A 26,222-nucleotide genomic window follows, 5' to 3' on the forward strand; every position below is an offset into this window, starting at 1 on the left:
CTTTCTCGGTGCGGCAGTTGCCGCGGGGGTGGTGCAGGTCAGAGGGATCGGGAGCGGGCGACGAGTGCCGGCAGGGCCAGGGCTACCGCGGCCATGAGCAGGAACGTCACTGCGAGCCACCAGCCGAGCGTGGAGCGGCCGTCCGGTCCGACGAGGACGCCGGGCAGCCCGGTCAGTGACGCCGACACCGGCTGGGTGAAGGCCGCCTGCGCGACCGGCGCCGCGACGGGCGCCGGCTGCGGGACAGGAGCGGACCGGGTGGCCGGCGGTGGCAGCGCAGCCTGCCGCTGGACCGGAGGGGTGGGCGCCGTGCGGGTCCGGTTGTCGATCGGGTCGGAGGTGCCGTCGACGGGTGCGGGGGCCTCGACCTGGACCGCGTCCCGCGCGCTGAAGCTGACGGTCACCGGGCTGGGCGCCTTGAGGTGGTCGTCGGAGCTCCCGCTGGTCATCCAGAACGGTGCCTGCCCGACCTGGTCGACGAAGTCGATGAACGACGACGGGAACGAGCCGGTACGGCCCTGGGAGTCCGGCTTCTGCTCGGGGTGCTGCACATCCACGCCGTAGAACGTGGGGGAGCTGGTGAAGCCCTTGCCGGTGAGCCTCACGGCACCGAGCTGGCCAAGGACCACGGTCGTGCTGCGGAGCGGGCCGGACGCGCCGCCGGAGCCGTTGCCGTCCCGGGACACGCCGTAGCCGTCGAGCGTCGCCTCGAGACGTCCCCTGCCGTCGGTGACGACGATGCGGGGATCGCTGACCGTGAAGCCGGTCTGTCCGGAGTAGCGCGCGACGCCGAACCGTCCGGTCCAGCGGATCGTCGCGGTGCCGGCCTCGGCGTCGACCGTGCCGGTGCCGCCGGTGACGACCACCTGGTGATCGGCGCCGGTGCCGAATCCTGCCCAGGTCGCGGGCACGTACGAGGAGTCCTTCGCGCGGACGATCGACACCGGGCCCTCGGACTGCTTCCACCTGCTGGAGGGCATGTCGGCGCCCTTGGTGTCCGGCAGGGCGCCGGCGGTCAGGAAGTTCTTGCCGTAGTAGGGCTTGCGGTGCAGCTGCGGGTGCAGTCCCCAGCGCAGCTGGGCGTCGGAGACCTGCTGGGGCCCGGTCCCGCCTTCGGGTGCGGGGGTGGTCGGAGTGGGGGCGGTCGGCTCGGGCTCGCTCGGCTCGGGTGTCGTGGGCTCGGGTGTCGTGGGCGCAGGTGTCGTGGGAGCAGGCGTCGTGGGGGCAGCCGTCGTGGGGGCGGGGTCCTCCGGCTGGGTCGGCACGGCGGTGGTGGCGGCAGCCGCCGCGGGCTCATCGGTGGCCCCGGCCGGCCCCGCGGTGACCGCGAGACCGAGGACGAGCGTCAGGGCCACGGCGAGCACGGGTCGCACGGGCGTACGCACGTCAGGCCGCCCGTCCGGCGCGGATCCGGCGCAGCCGCACGACCGCCAGCACGAGCGACAGCAGCAGGATCACGGCGGCGGCGGCCGCTGCGGCCCACGGCACCCAGTCGGTCGTCTCCTCGTCCGTGGCGGCGGCGAGCGAGGTGTCGGGGGCGATCGCGAAGTTGCGCTCCACCTCGGTGCCCGACGTCGTCGCGCTCACCCGCAGGGTGTGGGTCCCGGCCTTCGCGCTCGCCGGGATCTGGATGACCGCCGCGACGTCACCCCGCGCACCCACCACGATGGGACCCGCAGCGGCCGCACCGTCGTCGAGGATCGCCAGCACCTGCTCGCCGGGCGTGAAGCCGGTCCCGCTGAACGCGAGCACCCGGCCCTGCACGGCCGTGCGCTGGTCGACGCGGACCGCGGGCCGGCCCTTCTTCGCCGGTGCGCCCTTCGCCGCGGCCTCGGGCGCGGACTCCTCGTCGGCGACGGCGCCCGGTGCGGCCTCGTCGGCCGCCGGCGCCTGCTGGGCGGCGCCGCTCGTGATGATCTTCTTGAACGTGACGGGGGTGAACGTCTCGTTGTTGGCGTTCTTGATGCCGTGCGCGCCGAACGTGATGACGCCGCACCGGACCTTGCGGCAGTCGACAGTCGTGATCTTGTTGTCGCGGTCGTACGTCTTGAAGACCGGCCCCGGGATCGTCAGGGTCGTGCTGAAGCCGCCGCCCTTGAGGGTTCCGCCGTTGGCGCTGGCGGCGGTGTCGCTGCCGGGGTAGGCGACGTAGCGGAGGAAGCCCTGGTTGCTGCGGGTCTCGCTGTCGGGGACGTAGCGGTAGTTCTTGCCGGTCACGCCGCCCTGGCTGGGACGCCAGGTGCCCGAGACCGTGCCGAACGCGACGTACACGCCGCCGTGCGCATTCCTGATCGACTGGAAGCCCGATCCGGTCACCGTGATCTTCGTCGAGTACGTCGTGTCGGCCTCGGCCCGGCCGAAGTCGTTGCGGACCGTCACCCGGCTGTCGGCCTGGGCCGCGCTGGGGGCGAGGAGCAGCGCCGCGACGAGGGCGGCCGCTGCGGTGGTGATCAAGGTGCGCACGTGGGCTCCTGGTCGTGGGTGAGCAGGTGGGGCAGGACGACGAGGCGTCCGTGGTGGTCGATCACGTCGACGGGGTGCCCGTAGACGTCACGGAGGATCTCGGGACGGATGACCTCCTGAGGCGGCCCGTCGGCCCGCAGCCGACCGTCGGCGAGCATGCAGATGCGGTCGGCGTGGGCTGCCGCGACCGTGAGGTCGTGGAGGACCGCGACGACCGCGTGGCCGTCGGCGGCGAGCCGCCGAGCCTCCGAGAGGACCTGCTCCTGGTGGCGGATGTCCAGCGCGGCGGTCGGCTCGTCGAGCAGCACGAGCGAGGTCTGCTGGGCGAGCACCCGGGCGAAGGACGTCCGGGCCTTCTCCCCGCCGGACAGCGTCGGGAACGAGCGCTCGGCCAACGACAGGACGTCGGTGCGGTGCATCGCGTCGGCCACGACGACGTCGTCGAGGTCCTCTTGCGGGAGACGGGCCCACGGTGCGCGGCCCATGCGGACGACGTCGACCGCGCGGAAGCCGAACGCGAGCCGCTGCTCCTGGGGCAGGACCGCGCGGCTGCGGGCCAGCGCCGCGACCTTCCACCGCGCGAGCGGCCTGCCGTCCAGGACCGCCTCGCCGCTGGTGGGCACGATGTCGCCGGCCATGACGCTCAGCAGGGTCGTCTTGCCCGCGCCGTTGGGCCCGACCAGGGCCATGAGCTCGCCGGGGCGGACCTCGAGCGTCACGTCGTGCAGGATCTGGTGGCCGCCGAGGGTCGCCGAGACGTGGCTGAGCCGTAGAGGACTCGTGGTCGTCGTCATGCCCAGCCCCCCGCCGTCTTGCGCGTGCGGCGCAGGAGCCAGAAGAAGAACGGTCCGCCGACGAGCGAGGTCAGCATCCCGATCGGCAGGTCCGCACCCGTCATCGCGGTGCGCGCGATGAGGTCGGCGCCGAGCAGGAGCACGGCGCCGGCGAGGGCGCTCGCGGGGACGAGGACGCGGTGCCCGGGCCCGACGAGCATCCGGATCAGGTGCGGCACGACGAGGCCCACGAACGCGATGATGCCGGCGAACGAGACCCCGGCGGCGGTCAGGAGCGCGACGAGGACGATCGCGACGAGGCGCAGACGCTCGACGTCGATGCCCACGTGGCGGGCCGCACGGTCACCCAGCGCCAGCACGTCGAGCTTGCGCGCCATCAGGATCGAACCGATCAGTCCGACGACCACGAGTGGCGTGACGACGACGACGTGCTCCCAGCGGCTGCCGTTCAGGCTGCCCAGCTGCCAGAACACGATTTGCTCGCGCTCCTGCGTGTCCCCGAGGAAGATCATCAGCGCCAGGCCGGCCGCGCACACCGCGTTCACCGCGATCCCGGTCAGGACCAGTGTCACGACCTCGGTGCGACCGTCGGAGCGGGAGAGGGCGTAGACCAGCAGCGTCGTGATCAGGCCTCCCGCGAACGCGAACAGGGCCACGGTCCAGCTGCCGATGAGCTGGATCTGAAAGACGATGACGATCGCGGCGGCGAAGGCCGCGCCGGTCGAGACGCCGACGACGCTCGGCTCGGCGAGCGGGTTGCCGAAGATGCCCTGCATCAACGCGCCCGCGCTCGAGAGCGCCGCACCCACCACGATCGCCATGGCGATGCGCGGGAAGCGGACCTGCCACAACGTGTTGTCGCCCTGCGGGTGGGCGGGCATCGGTCCCCAGTCCAGCCCCAGGCGGTGCATGATCGAGCCCCACACCTCGCTCGCCGGGATCGCGAGCTGTCCGCGTCCGGCCGCGTAGACCGTGAGCACCACGAGGGCGGCCGCAAGGACGACGAACAACGTCGTGGCCCGGGCGCTGTGGCGCCGGGGGAGGGTGGGCGCGGCGCCCCTCCCGGTCGGGAGCTGGTCCGGCAGGGTCGCGGTCACTTCATCGACTCCGGTGCGTAGATCGCGACGGCGAGGGAGTTGAGGACCTCGGCGGTGCGCGGCCCGAAGCTCAGCACCTGGCTGTCCTTCATGTCCACGATGCGGCGGCGCTGGCCGGCAGGGGTGTTGGCGATCGCAGGGAGCCGGTCGAGCAGCCCGTCGACGCCGCCCACGGACCTGAGGCCGTCGGACATCATGACGATCAGATCGGGCTGCGCCGCGATGATGGCCTCGTCGTTGACCGGCTTCATCCCGTTCCAGCCGATCTCCCGCGTGACGTCGTAGCCGCCGACCGCCTCGATCAGGCCGTCCGCGCCGGACCCCTCACCGAACATGTAGTAGACGCCGGCCTGGCCACGCACGTACAGGAACACCATCCGCAGCTTGTCCTGCACCGTGGTCGGTGCGATCTTCGCGATCTCGGCGCGCGTCTCGTCGGTCTCGGCCTCGACGCGCTCGACGAGCTTCTTGCCCTCGGCCGGCACGCCGAGCGCCTCGGCGACCCCGGTCGTGAGGGAGTCGATGTTGTCCAGGCTGCGGCGCGAGTCCATGACCACGACCGGGATCCCGGAGTCGCGCATCTGCAAGATCGTGTCCCACGGCCCGAGGGACGTGTCGGTGAGGATCACGGTCGGATCGAGCTCGAGGATCGACTCGGCGCTGAGGTCGTGGCCGCTGCTGGTCACGAGGGGCAGATCCTTGGCCTCGGGGAACTGGGTGGACAGGTCACGTCCGACGACCTGGTCACCCAGGCCCAGCTCGAAGACGGTCTGCGCGAGGGTGCCGTAGATGTCCAGCGCCAGGATGCGGCTCGTGTCCGTGATCGTGACCCGGGTGCCCTGGGCGTCCGTGACGGTGACCGGCAGCTGCTGGGCGGGGGAGTCGCTCACGGGGCGGATCGCAGTGCTCGCCAGCGAGGCGTGGGTCTCGCCCTCGTACGCCTTGGGGTCCTCGAGGATCTTCGCGGCGGCGAGGTCGACGGCCGCCGTGTCGTCGTCGCCCGCGTGACCGCCGGACGTCCCGCCGCAGCCCGACACGATCGCGGCGGTGAGCAGGAGTGCGGCGATTCGTCGCGAGGTGAGGATGGCGGAGCGGGGCAAGGGTCCAGTCCTTCGATGTCGGTTCTGCAGGAGCTCTCGGAAATCCCCCGATCGGAGAGTAAGGTGAGGCTAACATTGGTTAGGGCCGCCTTGCCAAACTGTGACATATTTCATGACGACTTGTCAGATCAAGATGACGATGTGTCATGATCATCGGACACCCACCACCTGACGCAGGAGCGTGACCATGACCGTGACCGCCGAGAACCCGGCCACCTCCCTGTCCGCGCTGCTGCGCACCGGCTCGCAGGCAGAGCACACCGCCGCGGAGGGCTCGACCTTCATGTCCGAGCTCATGGCGGGTCGGATCAACGAGGCGGGCTACGCCCACTTCCTCGGCCTGATGCGGCGGGTCTACGAGGCGCTGGAGGAGACAGCCCAGGTCATGAAGGACGATCCGCTGGCCTCGAGCGTGATCGATCCGGCGATCGAGCGGCTCGGCGCGATCGACGCCGACATCCAGCACTGGGGCGATCCGCGCCGGCCCAGCCCGGCCACCGACGCGTACGTCGCGCGCATCCGGGCCTCGACCGCGTGGGGCGGCCTGTTCATCGCGCACCACTACACGCGCTACATGGGTGATCTGTCCGGGGGGCAGGCGATCGGCAGGATCATCAGCCGCGAGTTCGGCCTGGACGGTGCCGGTGTCGCGTTCTACGCATTCGACGCCGTGCCGAAGCCCAAGCTCTACAAGGACGCCTATCGCGCGCGTCTCGACGCCCTCCCGCTCGACCCCGCCGAGCGCGAGCGCGTCCTCGCCGAGGTCAAGGCCGTGTTTGCGCTCAACGGTGGCCTCTTTGCCGAGATGACGACGTACCTCGACGAGTACGCCCGCTAGGTCCGGCGACCGCGATTGGCCTGCGTCGGTTGCGGTGAGCGACAATGGGCGCGTGGCTCATGTGACGATCGTCGGCGGCGGACCCGGTGGATACGAGGCGGCGCTGGTCGCCTCCCGGCTCGGTGCCGAGGTGACGCTCATAGAGCGCGACGGCATCGGTGGCTCGACGGTGCTGACCGACTGTGTGCCGAGCAAGACCCTCATCGCGACGTCCGATCTGCTGACCGACGTGAGCAGCTCGGCCGAGCTGGGGGTCAAGGTCCCGTCGTCGGTCCGCGCGGATCTCGCAGTCGTCGATGCGCGCGTGCTGAGCCTGGCTCAGGCCCAGTCGGCCGACATCGCCCACCGCCTTGCCGCGAGCGACGTCGTCATGATCGCCGGCACCGCGACGATCGAGAGCCCGGGCGCAGTCGTGGTCCGGACCGCGGAGGGGGAGCAGCGCGTCGAGACCGATGCGATCCTCATCGCGACCGGTGCGCACCCCCGGGTCAGTCCCGACGCCCAGCCCGACGGTGAGCGGATCCTGACCTGGGAGCAGGTCTACGGCCTCCAGGAGCTCCCCGAGCACATGATCGTCGTGGGTTCGGGCGTCACGGGTGCGGAGTTCGCCAGCGCCTACAACGGCCTCGGCGCCGCCGTGACGCTCGTCTCGAGCCGTGACCGGGTGCTGCCGGGCGAGGACGCCGATGCCTCCAACGTCATCGAGGACGTCTTCACGCGGCGCGGCATGAACGTGATGGGCAACTCGCGCATGGCGTCCGTCGAGCGTACGGACGACGGCGTGCTCGTGACCCTGACCGACGGCCGGACGGTCTCGGGCTCACACTGCCTGCTCGCGCTCGGATCGATCCCGAACACGCAGGGGCTCGGTCTCGAGCAGCTCGGCATGGTGCTCGACGACGGCGGCTTCATCAAGGTCGACCGGGTGTCGCGCACGAGCGTGCGCGGCGTCTACGCCGCGGGCGACTGCACGGGCGTCCTGATGCTCGCGTCGGTCGCAGCCCAGCAGGGCCGCATCGCGATGTCCCACCTGCTCGGTGACGCGGTGCATCCGCTCGACCTCGCGAAGGTCTCCAGCAACGTGTTCACCTCCCCGGAGATCGCGACCGTGGGGATGTCGCAGAAGCAGGTCGACGAGAGCGACTTCCAGATCGACATGGCGATGCTCCCGCTCGCCAGCAACGCCCGGGCCAAGATGCAGGGCGTGCACGACGGATTCGTCAAGATCTTCTCTCGCCGCGGCATGGGCGTCGTGGTCGGCGGGGTCGTCGTGGGACCCAAGGCCAGCGAGCTCATCCATGCGCTGTCGATCGCGGTCTCGGCGTCCTTGACGGTCGACCAGGTCGCCGACGCCTTCACGGTCTACCCCTCGATGTCCGGGTCGGTCGCCGAGGCCGCGCGGCGCCTGCACCCCCTGGTGTGACCAAGACGTGCTGTTGCCATTGCAGGAATGACACCGGTGTAGTTCCTTGAACTATGATTTTTCGCTCGCATTTCGCGAAAATATGTGAGCATAATCATCCCTCGACCCATCTGTCACACCAGTCACATCTGCCACAGGAACGGACTTCCCCCATGCTTTCCTGGCACACGGCTCGTCGCACGCCCTGCCTCCTCGTCGCTGCCGCGGTCACCTTCGGCGTGCTCATGCCCGGCGCGGCCCAGGCCGACGGCACCCAGGTCTCCGGCGGCGCTCCGGGCGCCGTGGCGCCCCCGCCGGCACCCGTTCGCCCGGCACAGGTGACGCAGCGGGACATCCCGTCCAGCGCCCCCGCCGAGCGCGTGCCCGCGCCCGAGGTCACGGGCGACGACGCGCATGGGCACACCGGTGCGGCCACCATCGTGGCGCAGCTGAAGGACACCGACCTGCGTCCGTTCTCGATGCTGGGAGTGACCTGGGACGGCGGCCTCGACGAGGACCACACCCGCGTCGAGGCGCGTTGGCGCAGCGACGGCACGTGGTCGGACTGGACCGAGCTGCACACCGACCCGGCGCCCGAGGAGGGCGGCCGGCCCGGCACCGAGCCCCAGTGGGTCGGCTCCGCGGACGGCGCCGAGGTGCGCGTCGCCTCGACCGAGGACGCGAAGCCCCGCGGCCTCTCGCTCAGCACGATCGATCCCGAGGCCGACACCACCGACGACCGGGCCGCCACCGCGTCACCCGCCGTCGCCGTGACGCAGGCCGCGGCGGTCGCCAAGCCCTCGATCGTCTCGCGCGCCTCGTGGGGCGCCTCGGGTTCGGGAGGGTGCGACAACCCCGTCTACGGCAAGACCACGCGAGGCGCGGTCATCCACCACACGGCGGGCAACAACACGTACACCAAGGCCCAGTCCAAGGCGATCGTCAAGGCCACGCAGGCCTATCACGTCAAGTCCCGCAACTGGTGCGACATCGGCTACAACTTCCTGGTCGACAAGTACGGCCAGATCTTCGAGGGACGCGCCGGCGGCACGACCAAGCCGGTCCGCGCAGCGCACTCGGGCAATGACGCGGTCAACCAGGAGACCATGGGCGTCTCCCTGATGGGCACGTTCAGCACCACGGCCCCCTCGGCCGCGATGAAGTCGGCCGTCGTCAACCTCGTGTCGTGGCGCTTCGCCTCCTACAAGCTCAAGGCCAAGGGCACCTACTCCCTCGGCGGCAAGACCCTCAACCGGGTCGCAGGCCACCGCAACGTCGTCGGCACCGAGTGCCCGGGCAACGCCGCGTACGCCTGGCTGTCGGCCAAGGGCGGTCTTCGCGACAGCGTCGAGAGCCGCCTCGCGACCGGCTCCGTCACGACCGAGATCGGCGGGCGCACGGTGTCAGGCGTGTCCTCCACCGCGTTCACGATGTCGTGGCGTGCGGTCTCGGGCGCCACGACGTACGAGGTCCGCACCTCGACGACCGCGGCCGTGCCTGCGACCTGCACCACGGGCTGCGTCAAGGGCGCGGCACCGAAGGCCACCATCGGGAGCCTCAAGGCCGGCAGCGTGCAGTATGCGTGGGTCCGGGCGCTCGACGCCTCCGGCAATCCGCTGACCGCGTGGCAAGCCACCGCAAAGAAGGTGCAGCTCAAGGCCGAGGTCGTCGAGAAGCCTGCGACCGTGTCCGGCGTGACGGTCACTGCCGGCAGCCACTCCGCCCGCGTGCGGTGGGCCCCCGTCAGTGGCGTGAGCGACTACGACATCTGCCTCACGACGGCCAAGGGCGCGAGCTCGTGCACGCGCTGGGTGGACGTCTCGAAGAGCTCGACGACGCTGCTGTCGGACCTCAAGGCCACCAGCACCGGCTACTTCGTGAAGGTGCGCGCCGCCCGGGGCACCGCTGTCGGTGCCTGGTCGGCCGAGGTCCCGTTCTCCCTGGCCGGGGCGTCGGTGGGCACCACGGCGACCGTCCCCAGCTCGGGCCGGATCGCCGTGAGCGGTCACGGCTACGGTCACGGGATCGGCATGAGCCAGTACGGCGCGCAGGGCGCTGCCCGCAGCGGGGTCAAGTACGACAAGATCCTCTCGACCTACTACCCGGGGACCAAGCTGTCCTCCAAGGGCGGCAGCATCCGGGTGCTGATCTCGCAGGACACGACCGACGCGGTCGACGTGGTCGCCGGTTCGGGTCTGATCTTCCGCAAGCTCACGAGCGGGTTCAAGGCCAAGCTGCCCACCACGATCAGCGGCGCCAAGGTCACCAGGTGGCGCATCGTGCAGGTGTCCTCGCGCAAGACGCAGTCGGCGCTGCAGTACCGCACCACGGGCGGCTACAAGGCGTACAAGAACATCCGCTGGACCGGTGACGGGCAGTTCGAGGGCCCGTCCCGCATCGGCCTGGTCATGCCGAGCGGCTCGAGCGTGAAGTACCGCGGTGCGATCCGCTCGGCGCTCCCCGCCAAGGGCTCGACCAAGCGCGACACGGTCAACGTCCTGCCGATCGACCACTACGTCCGCGGCGTCATCGCGGCCGAGATGCCGGCCGGGTGGAAGCCCGAGGCGCTGAAGGCCCAGGCCGTCGCGGCCCGCACCTACGGCGTGCGCAGCATGAGCGCGGCCCGCTACTACGACATCTGCAGCACCACGGCCTGCCAGGTCTACGGCGGGGCGTCGCGCGAGACCGCGACGACCGACGCCGCGGTCCGGGCGACCAGCGGCAAGATCCTCACCTACGGCGGGGTGCCGGCGTTCACGCAGTTCTCGTCCTCGTCGGGTGGGTACACCGCGAAGGGCTCCCAGCCGTACCTCAAGGCCGGGGTGGACCCGTACGACAACTGGTCAGGCAACGCGAACCACGCGTGGAGCACGACCGTGTCGGCCGCGACCATCCAGAAGGCGTATCCGTCGATCGGCAAGCTCAAGCAGCTCAAGATCACCAAGCGCTCCGGTGCGGGTGACTGGGGCGGCCGGGTCACGTCGATCAACCTGATCGGATCGGCCAAGACCGTCACGATCTCCGGCGACGACGCCCGCTGGGCCTTCGGGCTCAAGTCCAACTGGTTCCGCTTCTAGGGCCCGCGCCTGGCTCGTGGGCGCCGGCGCGCGGGTTAGGGTCGAACGATGCGTCTCATCACCGGAACGATCGCAGGGCTCGTGCTGGCGGGCTCGACGACGTACGTCGCCCACGCCGACGAGCTGCCCACCGGCGAGCCTCGGGCCGACGAGGTCCAGCTGACCTCGCCCGTCGACGTCGGCATCGCCGCGGTGCCGGCGGCGCCTGAGCAGACCGCGCCGGACGTCGTCGCGGAGCTCGAGCCGCGCCGCACCGACGACTTCAACCTGGTCGGCGTGACGTGGCAGCGCGGCTTCGACGACACCGGTCTGTCCGTGAAGGTCCGGCTGCGGGCCGAGGGCGACTGGGGCTCGTGGAAGGAGCTGCACGTCGACGACGCGGACGGCGAGGGTGGCCGCGCCGGCACCGAGCCCCTGTGGGCCGGCGACGCCGACGGGGTCGCGGTCGAGGTGACCAGCCCGACGGGCGAGCGTCCGGCCGGCCTGGCCGTGTCGACGATCGATCCGGGCACGACGACCGCAGAGGCCTCGACGGCCAGCACGGCTCTCTACGACGGGTCGAGCCGGATGCTCACGCAGGCTGCCGACAACTCACCGACGTACACCGCGAAGCCCTCGATCGTCACCCGCTCCAAGTGGGGCGCGCGCAAGAGCTCGGGCTGCGACTCGCCCCGGACGGGCAACGAGACCCGCGGGGCGGTCGTGCACCACACGGCCGGCAGCAACAAGTACAGCAAGTCCCAGTCCGCAGCGATCGTGCGCGCCGTGCAGGCGTACCACATGAAGGGCCGCGACTGGTGCGACATCGGCTACAACTTCCTGGTCGACAAGTACGGCCAGGTCTTCGAGGGACGCAGCGGCGGCGTCGACAAGCCGGTGCGCGCGGCCCACGCAGGTGACAAGGCCGTCAACACGTACACGATGGGCGTCTCGATGATGGGCACGTTCTCGTCGTCACGACCCACCAAGGCGACCCAGGCCGCGATGGTCCGGCTGATCGGCTGGCGCCTCGGCACGACGTTCCACCCCGCGACGGGCACCTACCGGGTCGGCTCGTTCCGGCTCCAGCGCATCGCCGGCCACCGCAACGTGGTGGGCACCTCCTGCCCCGGGCAGGCGGCGTACAGCTGGCTCGGCGCGTCCGGCGGGCTCCGCGACCGGGTCGCGGCCTACATCTCGGACTACTCCTCGCCCATCAAGTCGCGCGTCAGGATGCTGACCCAGTCGGTCACCGGGCCGGTCAAGGTCGGCGAGTACCCGTTCTCGACCGGCTCGGGCGGCCGGAAGGCGCGCCTCGGCAAGGTCGACATCTACTCCTCGCGGGCCGGGACGTACTCGGTGGGGGACCGGTTCCGTCGTGAGTACGCCGCGATGGGCGATCAGTCCGGCGCGCTCGGCGCTCCGACGAGCAGCCCGCGGTCCACGAGCCGCTCCTCGGTGCGTCTGCAGCGGTTCACGAACGGCACGATCTACCAGGTCAAGCGGAGCTCGAAGCGCGGCTACGCCCTGTGGGGATCGGTCGAGACCAAGTATCACCGGATCGGGCGCGAGAAGAGCGTGCTCGGGGCACCCACCCGGCGGATGACCCGGATCTCGGGCAACCGCTACCGTGCCTGGTTCGCGTACGGCACCATCACCCGCCAGGCGAACGGCTCGGTGACCGTCACGCGGTCGTGATCCGCGGGGGGCCGCAGGAGCCCGGTCTGGGATACTTCAGATCATGCCCGACGTCCTCAAGTCCATCGCGATCTCGGCCGTCGCCAACATCGTCTCGCTGGCCATCGCCGCCTGGATCTTCGATCGCTTTGACATCCACCTGTGGTGGTTCGTGGTCGCGGTCGCGCTGTTCACGGCGCTGACGGTCGTGCTGCGCGGGGTGGTCGTCACGACGGTCAACCGGTACGCCCGTGGCTACACGATCCTCGGGGGTCTGGTGCTGACGTTCCTCGGCCTGCTGCTGACCGAGGCCGTGGTGCCCGGGTCGGGCTTCTCGATCGACGGCTGGGGCACCTGGCTGGGTGTCACGCTGATCGTGTGGGCCGCCGGGATCGCGTACGGCGAGGTCGACAGCGTCCAGCCCGAGCCCAAGCGCCGCTAGCCCAGCCCCCCACCCCAGCCCAGAATTGCGGAACCCTGCACGTTTTTCCGGAGGAAAAAGGTGCAGGGTTCCGCAAATCTGGCCGGGGGTTACTCGGCGGCGGCGTCCTTGATCTCGGCGACGACCTCGCCGGAGCCGATCGGGCCGCCGACGGTGACCGTCAGGCCGGTGATGATGCCGGCCTTGTGGGCGTTGATGGGCTGCTCCATCTTCATCGCCTCGACGACGATGACCTGATCGCCCACGGCGACCTCCTGGCCTTCCTCGACGGCGACCTTGACGACGGTGCCCTGCATCGGCGCGACGAGCGAGTCGCCGCTCGCGGCTGCGCCCGCACCCTTGCCGGCCTTGCGCTTGGCCTTCTTGGCCCCACCACCGGCCGCTGCTGCCGATGCTCCCAGGCCGCCGGGCAGGACGACCTCGACGCGCTTGCCGCCGACCTCGACCGTGACGCGCTCGCGCTCCTCGGGCTCGGCGTCCTCGGACGTGCCCGCGTAGGGCTCGAGCTCGTTGACGTAGTCGGTCTCGATCCACGTCGTGTAGACCGAGAAGTTGCCGTCAGCGGCGGTGAAGGCCGGGTCGTCGACCACCGAGCGGTGGAACGGGATGACCGTGGGCATGCCGTCGACGATGAACTCGTCGAGCGCGCGGCGCGAACGGGCCAGGACCTGCTCGCGGCTCGTGCCGGTGACGATGAGCTTGGCGATGAGCGAGTCGAACGACCCGGGGATCGTCTCGCCCTCCTCGTAGCCGCCGTCGAGGCGGATGCCGGGGCCCGACGGGGGAGCCCACTTGGTCAGGGTGCCGGGCGCCGGGAGGAAGCCGCGGCCACCGTCCTCGGCGTTGATGCGGAACTCCATCGAGTGGCCGCGGATCTCCGGATCGCCGTAGCCGAGCTCCTCGCCGGCCGCGATGCGGAACATCTCGCGGACCAGGTCGAGGCCCGTGACCTCCTCCGACACGCAGTGCTCGACCTGCAGGCGGGTGTTGACCTCGAGGAAGCTGATCGTGCCGTCACGGGCAACGAGGAACTCGCACGTGCCCGCACCGACGTAGCCGGCCTCCTTGAGGATCGCCTTGGAGGACGTGTAGAGACGCTCGATCTGGTCGTCGGTCAGGTACGGCGCGGGCGCCTCCTCGACGAGCTTCTGGTGACGGCGCTGCAGCGAGCAGTCGCGGGTCGAGACGACCACGACGTTGCCGTGGCTGTCGGCGAGGCACTGGGTCTCGACGTGACGCGGCTGGTCGAGGAACTTCTCGACGAGGCACTCGCCGCGACCGAAGGCGCTCACGGCCTCTCGCACGGCCGACTCGTAGAGCTCGGGGATCTCCTCGAGGGTGCGGGCGACCTTGAGGCCGCGGCCGCCGCCGCCGAAGACGGCCTTGATCGCGACCGGCAGGCCGTTCTCGCGGGCGAAGGCGACGACCTCGTCGGCATCCTTGACCGCGTCCTTGGTGCCGGGAGCCAGCGGGGCGTCGGCCTTGAGGGCGATCTGCTTGGCCTTGGCCTTGTCGCCGAGGCTCTCGATCGCGGCCGGCGGGGGGCCGATCCAGATCAGCCCGGCGTCGATGACGGCCTGGGCGAAGTCGGCGTTCTCGGCGAGGAAGCCGTAGCCGGGGTGGACGCTGTCGGCGCCGGAGCGCTTCGCGACCGCGATGATCTTCTCGATCGAGAGGTACGACTCGGCGGGCGTCGAGCCCTCGAGCGAGTACGCCTCGTCCGCGAGGCGGACGAACAGGGCGTCACGATCGGGCTCGGCGTACACGGCGACACTGCCGATGCCGGAGTCCTTGCACGCTCGGATCACGCGGACGGCGATCTCACCGCGATTGGCGATCAGGACCTTGGCCAGGGGCTTGCTCACTGAATGACTCTCCTCGGTGCGGGGGACTGCCTGCCGCAGTCTAGGGGTTCGAATGCCGGGGTGACGTATGAGGTTGGTTACGCGCCCGGCGGTCGTGTCGCGAGCTTCGGTTAATGGTCATTAACTGATCCTTGCTACGATGCGGACATGACATTTGCCCTCTCGAGCGAGCACGAGTCCTTCCGCCGCAGCGTCCGCGAGTTCGCCGAGGCGGAGATCGCGCCCCACGTCGCCCGGTGGGACAAGGACCACCACTTCCCCGTCGACGCGGTGCACAAGATCGGCCGCATGGGCCTGTTCGGCCTGACCGCGCCCGAGGAGTTCGGCGGGTCCGGCGGAGACTTCACGAGCCTGTGCGTCGCGATCGAGGAGCTCGGCCGGGTCGACCAGTCGATCGGCATCACGCTGGAGGCGGGCGTGGGGCTGGGCATCACCCCGATCCTCGAGTACGGCACGCAGGAGCAGAAGGAGGCGTGGCTCCCCGATCTCGTCGCGGGGCGCACCCTCGCGGGCTTCGGCCTGACCGAGCCCGGCGCCGGCTCCGACGCGAGCGCGACGAGGACCCGCGCCGAGCTGGACGGTGACGAGTGGGTCGTCAACGGGTCCAAGCAGTTCATCACCAACTCCGGCAGCGACATCACGTCTGTCGTGACCGTCACCGCCCGCACCGGAACGCGCGAGAACGGTTCACCGGAGATCTCGGCGATCATGCTCCCGTCCGGCACGCCGGGATTCGTCGCGGAGGCTCCGTACGACAAGCTCGGCTGGCACCTGTCCGACACGCACGCGCTGTCGTTCACCGACGTGCGCGTGCCGTCGGACCACCTGCTGGGCGAGCGGGGCCGCGGCTATGCGCAGTTCCTCGCGACGCTCGACGACGGACGCATCGCGATCGCGGCGCTCGCCGTGGGCTGCATCCAGGCCTGCCTCGACATGTCGGTGCAGTACGCCGGCGAGCGCACGACGTTCGGCGTCCCGATCGGCACCAAGCAGGGCGTCGCGTTCCAGATCTCCGACCTGGCCGTCATGGCCCAGGCGGGTCGCGCGCTGACCTACCAGGCGGCCGCGATGAAGGACGCCGGTGCGCCGGCCAAGGAGCTCAAGCAGGCCGCCTCGATCGCCAAGCTCTACACGTCCGAGGCCGCCGTGACCGCGACGCGCATCGCGACGCAGGTCTTCGGTGGCTACGGATTCATGGAGGAGTACCCGGTGGCGCGCTTCTACCGCGACGCCAAGATCCTGGAGATCGGCGAGGGCACCTCGGAGATCCAGCGCATGCTCATCGCGCGGGGCCTGGGTCTTCCGGTGGAGTGAGACTCCCTGACACGATGGCCTCGTTCCCGACCGGACGGAGCCACCCGTGAGCCTTCACCTGTCCCACACCACCGTGAACGCGGTCGACCCCGAGCGACTGGCGGCGTTCTGGTCCGCCCTGGCCGACTGGCGCGTGCAGGACTCCGAGCCCGGCGAGGTCTACCTGATCGACGACAACGGGTTCACCACGCTGTTCATCGAGGTCCCGGACGGCAAGCAGGTGCGCAACCGCGTGCACCTCGACCTGCGCCCCGTCGGCGCGACCCAGGACGAGGAGGTCGCACGCGCGGTGGAGCTGGGCGCCAGCGTGCTGGAGGACCGGCGGCCCGGTGACAGGTGGGTGGTGCTCGCCGACCCCGAGGGCAACGAGTTCTGCATCCTCGCCGGCTGAGCGGCAGCACTGCCTAGGCTGAGGGGCATGGGCGAGGTCTTCGCGGGACGCTACGAGCTGGTCGACGTGCTCGACTCCGGCGGCATGGGCGTCGTCTGGCGGGTGTGGGACCTGCGCGACCGCACCTACCGCGCGGGCAAGATGCTGCGCCAGTCCGACGGGGCGTCGCTGCTGCGGTTCGTCCGCGAGATCGGCACCCGGGTCGACCACCCGCACGTCGTGGCCCCGACGGGCTGGTCCGCGGAGGACGACCGGGTGCTGTTCGCGATGCCGCTGGTCGACGGTGGATCGGTGGCGACGCTCATCGCCGACTACGGCCCGCTTCCACCCTCGTTCGTCCGTGAGGTCGGGCTGCAGCTGCTCGACGCCCTCGACGCGGTCCACCGCGCCGACATCGTGCACCGCGACGTGAAGCCGGCCAACATCCTTCTGGAGGCGACCGGCACCGGCACTCCTCACGTACGCCTGTCCGACTTCGGCATCGCGACGACAAGGGACGAGCCGCGCCTCACCCGGGCGTCCGAGATGGTGCACACCCCGGGCTACGCGGCGCCCGAGGTGCAGGAGCGGGCCGATCCCAGTCCTTTGCAGGACCTCTACTCCGTGGGCACGGTGCTGGCCGAGATGCTCACCGGCTCACGCCCGACCCACGCAGGCCCTCCGGTGCCGGCCGACGGACCGTTCGCGACGTGGTGCGGGCGGCTCTGCGCGACGCGGCCGGACGAGCGCTACGCGTCGGCGGCCGAGGCCCGGGCCGCGCTGCTGTCGATCGACCCCGTGGACGAGCCGGGAGACCCGATCGAGGTGTTCCGCCAGCTGCCGGAGCTCCCGCCGGGCTGGGGTCCGGACGGCCCGTCGTCACGGAGGCACCGGATCGACGCGCGGACACGCCTGCGACTGCTCGCCGGAGGACTCGCCGTCGCAGGGCTCGGGCTCGTCGCGGCCTCTGCGCGCCTCCTGCTCGGCTAGCTCGCGGAGCGCGAGCGCCGCAGCACCACGAGTGCGCCGGCGAGCAGCCCGACCCCGACCACACCGAGCCCGATCGGCACCACCGGCAGGCCGTCCTCGTCGTCCTTGGCCGGCTTCGTCGCCGCCTTGCTGCTCGATGCCGGCTTTGCGGCGTCGCCCACGGCGCCGGTCCCCGTCACGAGCGGCGAGTCGGCCGTGGGTGCGGTCAGGCCCGGGACCTCGTCGTACGTCGGCGCACCCTCGCCCGCCGTGCCGTTGGTCCTGAGCGTCAACGAATAGGTCAGCGGCACCTCGTTGTCGGCGCCGTAGGAGATCTGGACGTAGCGCAGACCGGCCGTGCCCGACCCGCTGAGGTGCGCCTCGGCCTCGGCGCGATTGCGGTAGGCGACCGTGTACGACTGCGAGCCCGAGCGGTAGGTGTTCAGGTCGTCGGGGAGGCTCGAGAACCGCGAGGTCCAGTCGCCGGGCGTCGTGTCGGTGCCGTACTCGTCGGAGTCGACAGCCTCCCGGACGGGGCCGAGGACCTGCACCCAGGGAGCGTCGAACGTCGACTCGTGGTGCGCCGCGGTCAGCTTGCCGTCGATCTGGGCCTGCACATTCTGTCCCCAGTCCAGCGGCACCGCGACGACCTGTGTCTCACCGGGGTTGATGTCGAGGGCGTACGTGCCGTCGCTCACGACGGGGGCGCTCGAGATCGACGTGCCGGGGACGACTCCGACCTGTGGACTGCTCGCCGGCGTCAGCGTGCTCCAGGTGGGCGTGGCGGGTTTCGGCGGCAGGTCCGCGCCGGAGGGGTCGGCCAGGGGCGGCTCCTCGTAGACCACGATCTCGACCGGATCGGCGGAGAGGTCGCGCCGTGTGGACACCGGCTTGACGTTGACCCACAGGGTCTTGGCGGTGTTGCAGGCGTTGGTCGAGGGCCGCCAGCTGCTCGCCGCGGTGTAGGCGATGTTGCCGCGGGCGAATGACGTCGTGTACGCGCACCGGTCCTCGTCGGGTCCCGCGTAGATCCCGACGTACGCCTTGTCGCCGGAGTTGCCGGTGCCGGCCGATCGGTGGGTGACGCCGACGTGGAAGGTGCTGTTGGCGGCGGTGCGCTCGACCTTGTACCAGAGCCCGTCACCGGTTCCGAACGAGGCGAGATAGGCCCCGGTCTCCAGGGTCGGCGCGTCGGTCGCGACCGGTGCTCCCTTGACGGGAGTGCCGGTGAGGTCGAAGGGGCGCGAGGCCCGGATGCGGGTCGTGGTGAGCGACTGCGTCAGCTCGGCGGCGCTGTCGGCGTCGTAGTAGGTGCCGTGCCCGGAGCGTGCCACGCACTTGAGCTGCTCGCGTGCCTTGCCGGAGACGTCGAGCCCGACGACGTCGATGCGCAGGTCGATGCCGTCCTGAGCGAGATCCTGGGCAACGACGCAGGGATCGGGGTCGCAGGTCGACTCCCCGTCGGAGACCAGCACGATGGTGCGGCGACCGTCCTGGCCAAGGTCCTTGCCGGCCTGCTGCAGGGCGTAGCCGGTCGGGGTCTCGCCGTAGGGCTTGTACGCCTTGATGGCTCTGGTGAGCTCGTCGCGGTTGGCGGTGTCGAGGTCGACGACCCGCTGCGAGTCGGTGCACGCGCCCTTGTCCGAGGCCGAGAAGACCTTCGCGCCGTAGACGCGCAGGCCCACCTCCTGCTCGGCGGGGAGGCCCTTGACCACCTGTGCGAGTGCCTGCCGGGCCGCGGCGATCTTGGTCTGCCCGCCGGCCGCCTTCTCCTTCATCGACCCGGACGAGTCCAGGACGAGCATCATCCGCCCGGCGGTCTCGTCGTCAGCGGCCGGCGCTGCCGACGCGGCGGGCAGGGGCAGCAGGGCGGCGAGGAGGGCCGCGGCGATCAGGGCGGTCGACGTACGGATCATGGTGTCCCCGGAAGTGAGAGCGGAGTTTGCAAAAGCAAATGTCGGCACGAGTCTCGCGGACACCTTGTCGCTGTGTCAAGATGCCATGGCGTTGCGAACGCAAATTGAGGGGGACGCATGGACGGTCGGGCGGCGCAGGCCGAGATCTACGGGGAGCCGCTCGGCGACATCCTCGGCCGATGTGCCCGCGTCCTCGGGATGAACCAGTCGCAGCTGGCGGGGATCCTCGGGATCTCGGCGCCCATGCTGTCCCAGCTGATCAATGCGCGCCGGGTCAAGATCGGCCATCCGGTGGCCGCCCAGCGACTGCAGGTGCTGCACGACGCTGTGGACGCCGTGGAGCGGGGCGCCATGGGGCGCGAGGACGCACTCGCGCGGGTCGCGCTCGTGCACGGGGGAGGGGACATCCTGACGACCCGGCGATCCACCCGTGACGATGCGGTCGCCGAGATCCAGGACCTGTTCCGGCGGGTGGCCGGCGCGCCTGACCACCTGGACGCGGCCGAGCGTCTCGCCGACACCCACCCGGACATCGCCGAGATGCTCAGGGTCTACGGCGCCGGGCGCACCGCAGAGGCGCGTGAGCACCTCGAGAGCCTGCGGGACCCGGGAAGCCGGTGACGAAGGGCCGCCTAGAGGGCGGTCATCTTCGAGCAGGGCAGCGGGATGTGCTTGGGTCCGTCGCCGAAGTCGACCTGGGCCGAGGTCGTGCCCTGGATGCTGACGATGCGTCCCATGCCGTAGGTGTCGTGGGAGACGCGGGCGCCGACCTCGTACACCTCGTCGATCACCTCAGGACCTGCCTGGAAGGGACTGGAAGCGTGGTAGCGGCGTTTGCGCGGTGTGGTTGCCATCAGTGCCATTGTCCCACTTCTTGGGTCCTCGTACCAACAAATGCTTCAGCTTGACAGGGTCCAGAGGGAGGTCCATGGGATTCCAAGGTCCCTGGCCATGTCGCGCAGGACCGGCAACGACAGGCCGACGACGTTGTGGTGGTCGCCCTCGATGCCGCGGATGAACGCCCCGCCGAGGCCGTCGATCGTGAACGCGCCGGCGACGTGCAGCGGCTCGCCGGTCGCGACGTAGGCGTCGATCTCGTCGTCGGTCACGTCGGCGAAGTGGACGATCGTGGACGCGGTCTCGATGAGCTCGTCCTCGCCGCGGCGCACGCAGTGCCCCGTGTGCAGGACGCCGCTGCGCCCCCGCATGCGGCGCCAGCGCCCCACGGCCTCGTCGGGCCCCTCCGGCTTGCCGAAGATCTCGCCCTCGAACGCCAGCACGGAGTCGCAGCCGATGACGAGGGCGTCCGGCTCGACCTGTGCGGCGACGGCGCGGCACTTGAGCTGGGCGAGCGCGGCGGCGAGATTGCCGGCGTCGGTCGTGGTGATCTGGTCCTCGTCGACGCCGGACACGATCACGTCCGGCTCGATGCCGGCGCTGCGCAACGTCGCGAGCCGGGCGGGGGACTGGGACGCGAGCACGACCCTCATCGCAGGGCTCCTTCGTCGTAGCGCTGTCGGACGACCTCGAGGCGAGGGTCGTGCAGCAGCTCGGCGATCAGCGACTCGGTGCCGCCCACGCCGGTCCAGGTGCCCTCGATGGTGGTGGTCACGAACCAGGCGTGGTCGGCGGGCCACATCAGGTTGGGGCTGTTGATGTCACGCGGCACGCCGCCGCCGTAGCTCGCAGCTCCCCACCGGCCGGCGTCGGCCAGGGGGCCGGCGAAGAGGAAGTGCTCCTCGCCGTTGACGGTCAGCAGAGGACCGGCCATGACGTCGGGAGGGAACGCGGGGGGAGGCGGGGCCTTCGGCTTGTCCTTGGTGAAGATCCGTCCGGGCCACCGTGACGGACCCGAGAAGGCGGTGAGGAAGCCCGCGGCCTCGCCACCGTGGATGTCGCCGTAGCCCTCCCACAGCGCGAAGCAGCAGTCGTCCGGGGTGCGGGTGTGCCGCGCCAGGACGTCGACGACGGCCGCGAGCAGGGCGCCGTCGAGGTGTCCCTCGAAGCGGTCGCCCCCACCCGTCGGCGAGTGGAGCACCCGCGCGTACGCCGCGAAGCCCGACGGTCCGAGGTGCACCCTGAGCGCGGCCGGCGCCGGGTCGTCGAGCAGCCAGTCAGCGGGGCTGAGGTCGGACAGCGGGCGCAGGGTCATCGGGCCTCCCAGTCGGAGGCGTCGTACGACGAGGGTGCCGCGTCGATTCCGTCGGCAGCGAGCAGCTCGTCGATCAGCGACTGCGTGCCGCCTACACCCACCCAGTCGGGGTCGACGTCCTTGGTGACGAACCAGGCCCGGTCTGCCGGCCACATCAAGTGCGGCGGGTCGCCGCCGTCCCACGCCGCCAGGTTGGCGACCGTGCCGCTGAACAGGTGGTAGGTGCGGACGACGTCGTGGACTCCCGGAGCCACCTGGCCGGTCAGAGGGACCGTCTCGCGCGCAGGCGGCACCGGGGGCTCCCAGCCGCACCCGTCCCACTGCCCAAAGAGGCACTCGTCCGGCGTGGCGGTGTGTCGGGGCAGAGCGCGCTGCAGCACCGTGCTGGTCAGCAGGCCCAGGTCGACGTCCGACTCATCGTCGGCGGGCACGAGTTGCAGGCGCGCGTACGCCTCGTGGCCAGGAGGGCCCAGACAGACCTTCGTCCACCAGTCCGCCTTGGCCCGGACGAACCAGTCAGCCGGGCTGAGATCGGACAGCGGGCGCAGGGTCATCGCTCAGCGGCCGAACGAGGACCGACGCCACTGGTCGGGCCCGAAGGCGTGCACGGGCCGGACCTGACGGGCCGGGTGTCCCCACTCGGAGCGGAGCCTCGGCTTGGCGCGCGAGGCGGCGTTGGCCGCGGCCGCGTTGCGCGCCGCCACGACGGCCACCAGCGCGGCCAGCTCCTCCGCGCCCAGGTCGCCCTTGACCACCCGCAGGATCGGCGTGTGCGTCGCCTCGGTGGCCGCGGTCTCGTCGCCGCTCACAGCGGGATGTTCCCGTGCTTCTTGGGCGGAAGCGTCTCGCGCTTGGTGCGCAGCAGGCGCAGGCCCTTGACGATCTCGGCGCGAGTCTGGCTCGGCTCGATGACCGCGTCGACGTAGCCGCGCTCGGCCGCGAGGTACGGGTTGCAGAGCGTGTCCTCGTACTCGGTGATGAGCTCGGCGCGCAGCGCGTCGGGGTCGTCGGACGCCGCGAGCTCCTTGCGGTAGAGGATGCCGACTGCGCCCGTTGCGCCGACGACCGCGATCTGGCCGGTGGGCCAGGAGATGTTGAGATCGGCGCCGAGGTGCTTGGAGCCCATGACGTCGTACGCACCGCCGTACGCCTTGCGCGTGATGACCGTGATGAGCGGGACCGTCGCCTCGGCGTACGCGTAGATGAGCTTGGCGCCGCGGCGGATGATGCCGTCCCACTCCTGGTCGGTGCCGGGCAGGAAGCCGGGCACGTCGACGAACGTCAGGACCGGGATGTTGAACGCATCGCAGGTGCGCACGAACCGGGCGGCCTTCTCGGACGCGTCGATGTCGAGGCATCCGGCCAGCTGCATCGGCTGGTTGGCGACGATGCCGACGCTGCGGCCCTCGACCCGTCCGTAGCCGATCACGATGTTCTGCGCGAACAGCGGCATGACCTCGAGGAAGTCGCCGTCGTCGAGCACCGCCTCGATGACGGTCTTGATGTCGTACGGCTGGTTGGCCGAGTCGGGGATGAGGGTGTCGAGGGCGAGGTCGGTCTCGTTGCGCTCGAGATCGGCGACCTCGGGGTAGACCTCGGCCTCCTCCATGTTGTTCTGCGGCAGGAACGAGATGAGCGCCTTGGCGTACTCGATCGCGTCCTGCTCGTCGGCTCCCATGTAGTGGGCGTTGCCGCTCTTGGTGTTGTGTGCGCGGGCGCCGCCGAGATCCTCCATCGTCACCTCCTCGCCGGTGACGGTCTTGATGATGTCGGGGCCGGTGATGAACATGTTGGACGTCTTGTCGACCATGATCACGAAGTCGGTGACCGCGGGGGAGTAGACGTGGCCGCCGGCGTTGGCGCCCATGATGAGCGAGATCTGCGGGATGACGCCCGACGCGTGCACGTTGCGCTTGAAGATCTCGCCGTACAGGCCGAGCGAGACGACGCCCTCCTGGATGCGCGCGCCCGAGCCCTCGTTGATGCCGATGATGGGGCAGCCGGACTTGATCGCGAGGTCCATGACCTTGGTGATCTTCTCGCCGTACACCTGGCCGAGCGAGCCGCCGAAGACGCTGAAGTCCTGGCTGAAGACGCACACCTGGCGGCCGTCGATCGTGCCGTATCCGGTGATGACGCCGTCGCCGAGCGGCCGGTTCTTGTCCAGGCCGAAATCGGTCGCCCGGTGCCGGGCCAGCGCGTCGAGCTCGACGAACGAGCCCTCGTCCAGCAGCTGGTCGATGCGCTCGCGGGCGCTCTGGCGACCGCGGGCACTCTGCTTCTCGTGCGCGCGCTCGGCCATCTCGACGAGGGCTGTGTCGCGCCGCTCGATGAAGTCCGCAAGCTTGCCGGCGGTGGTGTGCAGCTCGGGCTTGGCTTCCATCTCGTGTTCAGTCACGCAGGTCAGAGTAACGACAGCGGGGCCCATCGGATATGTGAGTCTGTTCTCATGTCCTATCGCGACCTCGACCGCCCGCCCCTTGACACGGCCGCGCTGCGGTCGGCGCTGACGGGGCCGAAGCGGTTCTTCTCCGAGGTCGTGGTGACCGCGCAGACCGGCAGCACGAACGCCGACGTCGCCGCCGCCGCGAGGTCCGGCGCGCCGGAGGGGCTCGTCCACGTCACGGATGCGCAGACCGCCGGCCGGGGGCGTCTCGACCGGACGTGGGAGTCCCCCGCCGGGTCCGGCGCGATCGTGTCGGTGCTCCTGCGCCCCGACGGCGTCCCGCCCGCCCGCTGGGTGTGGCTGCCGCTGCTCGCGGGCCTCGCGGTCGACGCGACGGTGCAGGAGTGCGGCGTGGGCTCGTCCCTGAAGTGGCCCAACGACGTGCTGGTGGACGGCCGCAAGATCGCCGGCATCCTGCTCGAGCGGACCGAGACGCCGATCGGGCCGGCCGCCGTCGTCGGGGTGGGCCTGAACGTCTCGCTGCGCCGCGACGAGCTGCCGACTCCGGCGGCGACGTCCCTGTTGCTGGAGGGAGCCACCGAGACGGACCGCACGATCGTCATCCGGGCGTTCCTGCGCAACCTCGAGGCGCTCTACCGGGCCTGGTCGGCGTCGGGCGGCGACCCCGCAGGCGGGATCCGCGACTCGTACGTCCGACGGTGCGTGACGATCGGCCAGCGCGTCCGGGTGACCCAGCCCCACGACGAGCCCTTGGAGGGACTGGCCACCGGCATCGACGAGATGGGCCGACTACTCGTGGACGGCCGGGCGATCAGCGCGGGCGACGTCACCCATGTGCGCCCGGCGGGGTGAGACAATCAGCGGCATGAGCCTGTCGCGCAAGCTGATGATCGACGGGGAGCAGACCGTCGAGACGACCCGCACCCACGTGAAGGTGCTGTTCGTGCCGTTCCTGATCCTGCTCGTCCTGGCGGTCGCTGCGGGGTTCCTCGTCCCGCGGGTCGGTGACAAGGGCGACGGCGTGGTCGGCTGGATCGTCGCGGCGGTCGCGGCGGTGCTGCTGATCTGGGGCGTGCTCCTGCCGTTCCTGAAGTGGTACCTGTGGACGTACACGCTGACCACCAAGCGCCTCCTCGAGCAGAAGGGCATCCTCACCCGCACCGGCCGGGTGATCCCGCTGAGCCGCGTCAACGACGTCGCGTACGAGAAGAACCTCAACGACCGTCTGCTCGGCTGCGGGACGCTGATCATCCACGACGCGAGCGAGCAGGCCGGTCTGCAGCTGCGCGACATCCCGAGGATCGAGGCGTTCCACCGCACAGTCTCCAACCTGGTCTTCGAGCAGCACGGGACCGCGAGGAACGATGAATCGGTCTGACCTGCGTGAGAAGCTCGTCCGCCTGATCCTGGGCGGCGAGCTCACCCTCACGAGCGCCGAGGCGGCCGACAAGGGCGGGCTCTCGGTCGAGGACGGCCAGCGACTGTGGCGTGCGCTCGGATTCGCCGACACCGGCGACAGCATCGCGTACGGCGACGCCGACGTCGATGCGATCGCGGCTGTCGCCTCGACCATCCACGACCAGGTCATGGACGAGCAGACCGTCTTCCGGATGACCCGGGCGCTCGGCACGACGATGTCCCGCCTCGCGGACTGGCAGGTGACGACGCTGATCGAGCAGATCGAGCGCGACGTCCAGGAGGGCAAGGCACCGACACGTCTCGACGCGGCCGTCCAGCTGGCCAAGTCGGCCGGCCCGGGGTTCGAGCACCTCATGGTCTACGCGTGGCGGCGCCACCTGGAGGCGGCGACGGCCCGCATGGAGGCGCTCGGAGCCGCGGACGAGGAGCTGCTGTCCACGGTCATGACCGTGGGCTTCGCGGATCTGTCGCGCTTCACGTCGCTGTCCAACGGGCTCGACGACAACAGCCTCGGCGCGCTCGTGGAGAACTTCGAGACCCGGTGCTCCGACATCGTGACCGCGCACGGCGGGCGCGTCATCAAGACGCTCGGCGACGCGGTGCTGTTCGTGTCCGACGACCCGGCGGAGGCCACCCGTACCGCCCTCGACCTGGTCAAGCAGATCGCGTTGCGGTCCGAGCTGCCCAACATCTGCGTGGGGCTCGCGACCGGGTCCGTCGTCAGTCGCCTCGGCGACGTGTTCGGTCCGCCGGTCAACCTCGCGGCGCGCCTCTCGCACGTCGCGCGGAGCAACCGGGTGCTGGTCGACGACGCCACCGCGGCGGCGATCACCGAGGAGTTCGACACCCGGGCCCTGCCGCCGCGCCCGCTGCGCGGATTCGGCAACGTCTCGCCCATCACGGTGACCGAGCGCCGCGGATTCAGGTCCCGCTAGGGTGGG

General features: G+C 70.7%; 25 protein-coding genes. 12 read left to right on the plus strand and 13 right to left on the minus strand.

All coding sequences use genetic code 11. From position 1 onward, the window contains the following. Nucleotides 1-38: 38 nt before the first annotated feature. The 5 genes from GEV26_RS03395 to GEV26_RS03415 are packed head-to-tail and all read right to left on the minus strand — an operon-like array spanning nt 39 to nt 5,454. Nucleotides 39-1,385: a hypothetical protein gene (locus GEV26_RS03395; RefSeq protein ID WP_153651760.1), complete on the minus strand. Its 1,347-nt coding sequence runs from the start codon at nt 1,383-1,385 to the stop codon at nt 39-41. 1 nt (nt 1,386) lies between these two features. Next, a complete protein-coding gene (locus GEV26_RS03400) occupies nt 1,387-2,463 on the minus strand; it encodes a hypothetical protein (RefSeq protein ID WP_153651761.1) in 1,077 nt (358 codons plus the stop codon). Next, entirely contained in the window at nt 2,451-3,257 is an 807-nt protein-coding gene (locus GEV26_RS03405; protein ID WP_153651762.1) for a heme ABC transporter ATP-binding protein, read from the minus strand. Before GEV26_RS03405 ends, GEV26_RS03400 begins: the two co-directional genes overlap by 13 nt. Then, on the minus strand, nt 3,254-4,354 hold the full coding sequence (locus tag GEV26_RS03410; protein ID WP_243838891.1) for a FecCD family ABC transporter permease: 1,101 nt from the start codon (nt 4,352-4,354) through the stop codon (nt 3,254-3,256). Before GEV26_RS03410 ends, GEV26_RS03405 begins: the two co-directional genes overlap by 4 nt. Further along, entirely contained in the window at nt 4,351-5,454 is a 1,104-nt protein-coding gene (locus GEV26_RS03415) for a heme/hemin ABC transporter substrate-binding protein (protein WP_194944233.1), read from the minus strand. The genes GEV26_RS03410 and GEV26_RS03415 overlap by 4 nt, the downstream gene beginning before the upstream one ends. A gap of 187 nt (nt 5,455-5,641) precedes the next feature. Between GEV26_RS03415 and GEV26_RS03420 the strand changes: the two genes are divergently transcribed. From GEV26_RS03420 to GEV26_RS03440, 5 genes are all read left to right on the plus strand, one after another. After that, the gene (locus tag GEV26_RS03420) at nt 5,642-6,292 is read left to right on the plus strand and encodes a biliverdin-producing heme oxygenase (protein ID WP_153651763.1); all 651 of its coding nucleotides are present in this window, start codon (nt 5,642-5,644) and stop codon (nt 6,290-6,292) included. A gap of 52 nt (nt 6,293-6,344) precedes the next feature. Further along, entirely contained in the window at nt 6,345-7,715 is a 1,371-nt protein-coding gene (locus GEV26_RS03425; protein ID WP_153651764.1) for an NAD(P)H-quinone dehydrogenase, read from the plus strand. A 152-nt stretch (nt 7,716-7,867) separates the two neighbouring features. Continuing rightward, the gene (locus GEV26_RS03430; protein ID WP_153651765.1) at nt 7,868-10,771 is read left to right on the plus strand and encodes a SpoIID/LytB domain-containing protein; all 2,904 of its coding nucleotides are present in this window, start codon (nt 7,868-7,870) and stop codon (nt 10,769-10,771) included. Nucleotides 10,772-10,819: 48 nt separating this feature from the next. Continuing rightward, nucleotides 10,820-12,448, plus strand: coding sequence for an N-acetylmuramoyl-L-alanine amidase (locus GEV26_RS03435; RefSeq protein WP_153651766.1), 1,629 nt, complete (start codon nt 10,820-10,822; stop codon nt 12,446-12,448). A gap of 43 nt (nt 12,449-12,491) precedes the next feature. Continuing rightward, the gene (locus tag GEV26_RS03440) at nt 12,492-12,869 is read left to right on the plus strand and encodes a phage holin family protein (RefSeq protein ID WP_153651767.1); all 378 of its coding nucleotides are present in this window, start codon (nt 12,492-12,494) and stop codon (nt 12,867-12,869) included. Nucleotides 12,870-12,958: 89 nt separating this feature from the next. Here GEV26_RS03440 and GEV26_RS03445 read toward each other — a convergent pair whose 3' ends face one another. Next, nucleotides 12,959-14,734, minus strand: a complete 1,776-nt coding sequence (locus GEV26_RS03445) for an acetyl/propionyl/methylcrotonyl-CoA carboxylase subunit alpha (protein WP_243838893.1) — start codon at nt 14,732-14,734, stop codon at nt 12,959-12,961. A 147-nt stretch (nt 14,735-14,881) separates the two neighbouring features. Between GEV26_RS03445 and GEV26_RS03450 the strand changes: the two genes are divergently transcribed. Genes GEV26_RS03450 through GEV26_RS03460 form a run of 3 tightly spaced genes read left to right on the plus strand, consistent with a single transcriptional unit; the run spans nt 14,882 to nt 17,408 of the window. Further along, the gene (locus GEV26_RS03450) at nt 14,882-16,048 is read left to right on the plus strand and encodes an acyl-CoA dehydrogenase family protein (RefSeq protein WP_153651768.1); all 1,167 of its coding nucleotides are present in this window, start codon (nt 14,882-14,884) and stop codon (nt 16,046-16,048) included. Nucleotides 16,049-16,094: 46 nt separating this feature from the next. Then, nucleotides 16,095-16,439: a VOC family protein gene (locus GEV26_RS03455; RefSeq protein WP_153651769.1), complete on the plus strand. Its 345-nt coding sequence runs from the start codon at nt 16,095-16,097 to the stop codon at nt 16,437-16,439. Nucleotides 16,440-16,466: 27 nt separating this feature from the next. Next, complete coding sequence (locus tag GEV26_RS03460; protein WP_153651770.1) at nt 16,467-17,408, plus strand: serine/threonine-protein kinase; 942 nt, start codon at nt 16,467-16,469, stop codon at nt 17,406-17,408. Here GEV26_RS03460 and GEV26_RS03465 read toward each other — a convergent pair. Beyond that, on the minus strand, nt 17,405-19,303 hold the full coding sequence (locus tag GEV26_RS03465) for a vWA domain-containing protein (protein ID WP_153651771.1): 1,899 nt from the start codon (nt 19,301-19,303) through the stop codon (nt 17,405-17,407). The genes GEV26_RS03460 and GEV26_RS03465 overlap by 4 nt on opposite strands. Before the next feature lie 117 nt (nt 19,304-19,420). On the opposite strand from GEV26_RS03465, the gene GEV26_RS03470 reads away from it, so the two are divergent. Continuing rightward, nucleotides 19,421-19,924, plus strand: coding sequence for a DNA-binding protein (locus tag GEV26_RS03470; RefSeq protein WP_153651772.1), 504 nt, complete (start codon nt 19,421-19,423; stop codon nt 19,922-19,924). 11 nt (nt 19,925-19,935) lie between these two features. Here GEV26_RS03470 and GEV26_RS03475 read toward each other — a convergent pair whose 3' ends face one another. The 6 genes from GEV26_RS03475 to GEV26_RS03500 are packed head-to-tail and all read right to left on the minus strand — an operon-like array spanning nt 19,936 to nt 23,838. After that, on the minus strand, nt 19,936-20,157 hold the full coding sequence (locus GEV26_RS03475) for a hypothetical protein (RefSeq protein ID WP_153651773.1): 222 nt from the start codon (nt 20,155-20,157) through the stop codon (nt 19,936-19,938). A gap of 45 nt (nt 20,158-20,202) precedes the next feature. Next, on the minus strand, nt 20,203-20,793 hold the full coding sequence (locus GEV26_RS03480) for a Maf family protein (RefSeq protein WP_153651774.1): 591 nt from the start codon (nt 20,791-20,793) through the stop codon (nt 20,203-20,205). Continuing rightward, nucleotides 20,790-21,455 (minus strand): hypothetical protein, encoded by a 666-nt coding sequence (locus tag GEV26_RS03485; protein WP_153651775.1) that lies wholly within the window; start codon nt 21,453-21,455, stop codon nt 20,790-20,792. The genes GEV26_RS03480 and GEV26_RS03485 overlap by 4 nt, the downstream gene beginning before the upstream one ends. Next, the gene (locus GEV26_RS03490; protein ID WP_153651776.1) at nt 21,452-22,009 is read right to left on the minus strand and encodes a hypothetical protein; all 558 of its coding nucleotides are present in this window, start codon (nt 22,007-22,009) and stop codon (nt 21,452-21,454) included. Before GEV26_RS03490 ends, GEV26_RS03485 begins: the two co-directional genes overlap by 4 nt. A 3-nt stretch (nt 22,010-22,012) precedes the next feature. After that, on the minus strand, nt 22,013-22,264 hold the full coding sequence (locus GEV26_RS03495) for an acyl-CoA carboxylase epsilon subunit (RefSeq protein WP_153651777.1): 252 nt from the start codon (nt 22,262-22,264) through the stop codon (nt 22,013-22,015). Further along, the gene (locus GEV26_RS03500; protein ID WP_153654947.1) at nt 22,261-23,838 is read right to left on the minus strand and encodes an acyl-CoA carboxylase subunit beta; all 1,578 of its coding nucleotides are present in this window, start codon (nt 23,836-23,838) and stop codon (nt 22,261-22,263) included. The genes GEV26_RS03495 and GEV26_RS03500 overlap by 4 nt, the downstream gene beginning before the upstream one ends. 66 nt (nt 23,839-23,904) lie before the next feature. On the opposite strand from GEV26_RS03500, the gene GEV26_RS03505 reads away from it, so the two are divergent. The 3 genes from GEV26_RS03505 to GEV26_RS03515 are packed head-to-tail and all read left to right on the plus strand — an operon-like array spanning nt 23,905 to nt 26,216. Beyond that, complete coding sequence (locus GEV26_RS03505; RefSeq protein ID WP_153651778.1) at nt 23,905-24,714, plus strand: biotin--[acetyl-CoA-carboxylase] ligase; 810 nt, start codon at nt 23,905-23,907, stop codon at nt 24,712-24,714. A 13-nt stretch (nt 24,715-24,727) separates the two neighbouring features. Next, nucleotides 24,728-25,240, plus strand: a complete 513-nt coding sequence (locus tag GEV26_RS03510) for a PH domain-containing protein (protein ID WP_194839954.1) — start codon at nt 24,728-24,730, stop codon at nt 25,238-25,240. After that, on the plus strand, nt 25,227-26,216 hold the full coding sequence (locus GEV26_RS03515) for an adenylate/guanylate cyclase domain-containing protein (protein ID WP_153651780.1): 990 nt from the start codon (nt 25,227-25,229) through the stop codon (nt 26,214-26,216). The genes GEV26_RS03510 and GEV26_RS03515 overlap by 14 nt, the downstream gene beginning before the upstream one ends. The last annotated feature ends 6 nt before the right edge of the window (nt 26,217-26,222 follow it).

Source organism: Aeromicrobium yanjiei (genome assembly GCF_009649075.1).
Taxonomy (GTDB): domain Bacteria; phylum Actinomycetota; class Actinomycetes; order Propionibacteriales; family Nocardioidaceae; genus Aeromicrobium; species Aeromicrobium yanjiei.